The organism is Dactylosporangium sp. NPDC050588 (assembly GCF_040654975.1).
Classification (GTDB): domain Bacteria; phylum Actinomycetota; class Actinomycetes; order Mycobacteriales; family Micromonosporaceae; genus Dactylosporangium; species Dactylosporangium maewongense.
In genome coordinates this window covers 1-3,503 of sequence record NZ_JBFAJA010000200.1, presented here as the reverse complement: position 1 = coordinate 3,503, position 3,503 = coordinate 1, and the positions used below count along the sequence as shown (strand labels likewise).

Here is a 3,503-nt window from a genome sequence, read left to right as displayed (position 1 = left end):
AGACCTCAACGAGAGTCCTCTCGGACGGGGCAGTCGTCGGTGAAGCAGGAACCCCCTGGGGCGACCCAGGGAATCCCCGCCCTTAGGACGGGGAGAACTGTCAAAGAACTGTCATCAATCCGCGGGACGGCTGCCATGCACTCCACGCATGGTGGAGCCATGTCCACTTGGTCCGATTGGGGTCACGATTGACGGCGTTGCTCAGTCTCGACAGCACGAACTTCACCCTCGCCTGCGACGGCTGCGGCCAGCTGGTCACCAACCTCGCCCCGACCATGGGCGACTGGGCCGTCGCGTGGAGCCTGTTCAGCCAGGACGGCTGGACCGGTGACGACCTCGCGACCGGGCCGCACACCTGCGGGCGTTGCACCCGCACGCCCCCGCCGCCGCGGATGGTCGAGCAGGCGCTGACCCGTGAACGCTGCGTGCCGGCAGCCCGCGAGTCGCGGCGCCTGAGGGTCACCCGGGTCGCGGACACCACCGTCGTCACCCTGACGGGCTCACCCGACCTGCTCGTCAACGCCCGCCTGCGCGACCTCGTCCTCGACCTCCCCGGCGGGGCGCAACGCCTCGTCATCGACGTCACCCGAGCGGCACGGCTGGACTCCGGCGCCCTCGACGTGCTGGTCCAGGCGCACCGCCAATCCATCACCGTGTGCCTCGTCGGCGCGACACAGCAGATCCGGGACTCGTTGCGGCTGCTCAACCTGCACAGGCTGTTCCCGGTGTTCCGGACCCTCGCCGAGGCGAAATCCTGCGGGCCGGCCACCGGTGCCGAACCCGCGCCGGCGGCCGCGGAGCGGCCCGATCGAGTCGATGCGCGGTGACCTTCTCCGTCAGCAGCAGCATCGAGCACAGTGGTGCAGTCGTCGTCACCGTCCGCGGCACCGTGGAACACACCACCATCGGATCCCTGTGCGACACGATCAACCACATCGTGGACCAGCAGCGACCCGCGCTCGTGAATATCGACCTGCAGTCCGTCACGTACATCGACACCACGGCGGTCGGCGCGCTCGACGCATGCCGGCGCAGCGCCCGCAGCGGCGGCACCGACGTGGTACTGCGCAACGCCAGCCCTGCCGTCGACCGGACACTGCGAATGTCAGCCTGAACAGCATTCACGCCGCTCGACCAGCCGCGTGGCCCCCTCGCCGCGAACCGGCCAATGGCATCGAACAGCGTTTCGACGCCTACCATGAACTGCTCGCCGAGGGACGGCTCGGCCCGGACCCGGATGCCGGGGCCGCCGACGCTCTCCCAGGCACGTGGAGCCGCTCTACGCGCGAAGCGCTCGCCGCTCCGCACGGCGGCGTGGGCTACCTGCTCAAGGACAGAGTGTCCAACATCGGGGAGTTCGTCGACGCCGTGCACCGCGTCGCCGCTGGCGGCACGGCGATGGATCCGGACGTGATCTCCCAGCTGTTTGCCTGCCGGGAGCCGTTGGCGGTGCTCAGCGCCCGGGAGCGCGGGGTGCTGGTGAGACGGCCGAGGGCCGTAACAACTCCGCGGTCGCGGCCAAGCTCGGGATCACCGGGAAGGCCGTGAGCGAACACATCAACAGCTTCCTCGCCAAGCTCGACCTGCCGCCCTCCGATGATGACGACCGGCGGGTCCGCGCCGTTCTCACCTACCTCAACTCCTGAGCAGGAGAGCGACGAACCCGGCCGGCGATCCACGGCGGTGGGTGCCGGACGTGCCGCGGCAAGCGTCACGCGCCGGCCAGGAGGTTCAGAGGATGCGGATGTTCGCGGCCTGCGCGCCCTTGGCGCCTTGGGCAATGTCGAACTCGACGCGCTGGTTCTCGTCAAGGCTGCGGAAGCCGCTCGACGCGATCGCCGAGTAGTGGGCGAACAGGTCGGAGCCGCCACCGTCGGGAGTGATGAACCCGAAACCCTTTTCGCCATTGAACCATTTCACTGTACCGGTCGTCATGTTGCTCCTTGGAAGTCGGAATTCGGGACCAGGATAATTGTCCCGGCGTCGAGTTGTGAAAGTTCAATTCGAAACGGCACCAAACAAAAAGGCACCCGTGGGATCAGATACCCACCAGGTGCTGGCAAAGTATTCGGTACGCACAACTGCGACCCCATGACCGTACCACATCAGGGCGACGGCACCCGGGCCAACATGCTGCAGGAAGGTGCGGCCGCCGTACGCGGCTCGTTCCGGGGTGGCAGAACCGGAGCGAGGCCGGAAGGCGGCCGGCATGACGGTTCGAGCAAATGGCGTGATCGTGAGTAGGATCGACGGAGGACGGCACATCATGTACCGCCCGGCACCGAGCGTTTTCTGAGCTGAGGCGGTATTTCGTGCGGTATCTCAGCGACGTCAACTTGCGGGCAGTGCTGAGCGTGCTGATCGACCGTGCCGGCGGCACGATCGAGATCAGTAACGGCGAGCTCTACGATGCCATGCTGCCCGACAACGGCCAGGCCGAACGTTTCGAGATCGAGGAGTTGCCCAGCGGTCTGCGGTTGACGACCGTGCCGCGTCCGAGCCTGAATGGCGCATGACGCTGAACGAATCGCACGTCGGGTCCGCGTCGTGCGGGCGGCGGGGTGGCGCGGGCTCAGCGGGTCACCGGATCCGGGATCGCGCCGAGCCAATCGGCGTCCTGCTGGCGCCATCAGATGCAGGTCGATCCGAAGGCCACGAGCGGTCGCGCCGATCACGACGGACCGGTCGAGCATAGGTATCCAGGCGATCCGGACGCTTCGGTCAGCGCGTCGATCCGCTGGGGATGGCCGCGCCGACCTTGAGGATTGAGCATGAGCAGCCTGACCGGCGCCTGCCAGGCGTCCAGCGCGTCGATGAGCGCGATGAGTTCGCCGGCGCTGTCCCGGCTGCGTGGACACCACGCACCGTCGAGCGTGGTCGCAGGAGTCGGGAACATGGCGCGTAGCTCCAGCCGCACGGCGTGGTTGCGAGTGCCATCGGTCATGCGGGCCTCCTCTCGGAAGCGAGCGTGCCTTCGCGCAGCACGGAAGTGCGCTCCAGGCGACGCGCGGCGATCATTGCGTCCGGGACGCGGGGGGTGGCGCGGGCCACCAGCAGCCCGCGTGCTCAGTCGGCGACGCCGGATGCTGTCCTGGTCACAGCGGAACCGGCGTCCGGCTCAGCAGTGTCGCGGCGAGCGTGCGGTAGCGCGCGGCGACGGCGCTCCATTGCGTGCCCTGCGCGATCTGTCGGGCCTTGTCGTACATGTCGGCGACCAGATCGGGTTCGGTGAGTACGCGCTTGAGCGCGGCGCCGATCGCCGCAGGGTCCCGGTGTGGCACGAGGAGGCCGGCACCGTCGCTGAGCAGCTCCTGCGCATGGGAAAAGGCAGTGGCGATGACGGGTTTGTGCGCCGCCAGCGCCTCGACAAGCACGCCCGAGGTTGCCTGGTCGGGAGCGTCGTACGGCAGCAGCACCACATCGGCGCGCCCGATCAGCCGGTCGAGGCGGACCTGATCGAGATAGGCGCGCTCGAATGTGACCAGGCCGGCGACGCCCTTGGC

Annotated in this window: 6 protein-coding genes and 1 pseudogene; 4 read left to right on the top strand and 3 right to left on the bottom strand. The window is 68.3% G+C overall.

Annotation, left to right across the window (positions count from 1 at the left end; genetic code table 11):
* Window positions 1-197 precede the first annotated feature (197 nt).
* The 3 genes and pseudogenes from AB0I21_RS57185 to AB0I21_RS57175 form a co-directional block, all read left to right on the top strand.
* Window positions 198-827 (top strand): STAS domain-containing protein, encoded by a 630-nt coding sequence (locus tag AB0I21_RS57185; RefSeq protein WP_360574428.1) that lies wholly within the window; start codon window positions 198-200, stop codon window positions 825-827.
* Entirely contained in the window at window positions 824-1,114 is a 291-nt protein-coding gene (locus AB0I21_RS57180) for an STAS domain-containing protein (protein WP_360574426.1), read from the top strand. Before AB0I21_RS57185 ends, AB0I21_RS57180 begins: the two co-directional genes overlap by 4 nt.
* A gap of 148 nt (window positions 1,115-1,262) precedes the next feature.
* Window positions 1,263-1,646, top strand: a pseudogene (locus AB0I21_RS57175) (LuxR C-terminal-related transcriptional regulator); the annotation flags it as partial.
* 85 nt (window positions 1,647-1,731) lie between these two features.
* Here AB0I21_RS57175 and AB0I21_RS57170 read toward each other — a convergent pair.
* Entirely contained in the window at window positions 1,732-1,935 is a 204-nt protein-coding gene (locus tag AB0I21_RS57170) for a cold-shock protein (protein WP_360574424.1), read from the bottom strand.
* Between the two features lie 410 nt (window positions 1,936-2,345).
* Here AB0I21_RS57170 and AB0I21_RS57165 point away from each other — a divergent pair, with 410 nt between their 5' ends.
* Window positions 2,346-2,516, top strand: coding sequence for a hypothetical protein (locus tag AB0I21_RS57165; protein WP_360574423.1), 171 nt, complete (start codon window positions 2,346-2,348; stop codon window positions 2,514-2,516).
* Between the two features lie 155 nt (window positions 2,517-2,671).
* On the opposite strand, the gene AB0I21_RS57160 is transcribed toward AB0I21_RS57165, so the two are convergent.
* Both AB0I21_RS57160 and AB0I21_RS57155 read right to left on the bottom strand, forming a co-directional pair.
* Window positions 2,672-2,944, bottom strand: coding sequence for a DUF5994 family protein (locus AB0I21_RS57160; RefSeq protein ID WP_360574421.1), 273 nt, complete (start codon window positions 2,942-2,944; stop codon window positions 2,672-2,674).
* A 151-nt stretch (window positions 2,945-3,095) separates the two neighbouring features.
* Window positions 3,096-3,503 (bottom strand): glycosyltransferase (locus AB0I21_RS57155; protein ID WP_360574419.1); only part of this gene is annotated, 408 nt, incomplete at its 5' end.

Bases quoted from the DNA above. Each gene is read 5' to 3' on its own strand.
- AB0I21_RS57170 (WP_360574424.1), bottom strand. From the start codon at position 1,935: ATGACGACCGGTACAGTGAAATGGTTCAATGGCGAAAAGGGTTTCGGG.
- AB0I21_RS57160 (WP_360574421.1), bottom strand. From the start codon at position 2,944: ATGACCGATGGCACTCGCAACCACGCCGTGCGGCTGGAGCTACGCGCC.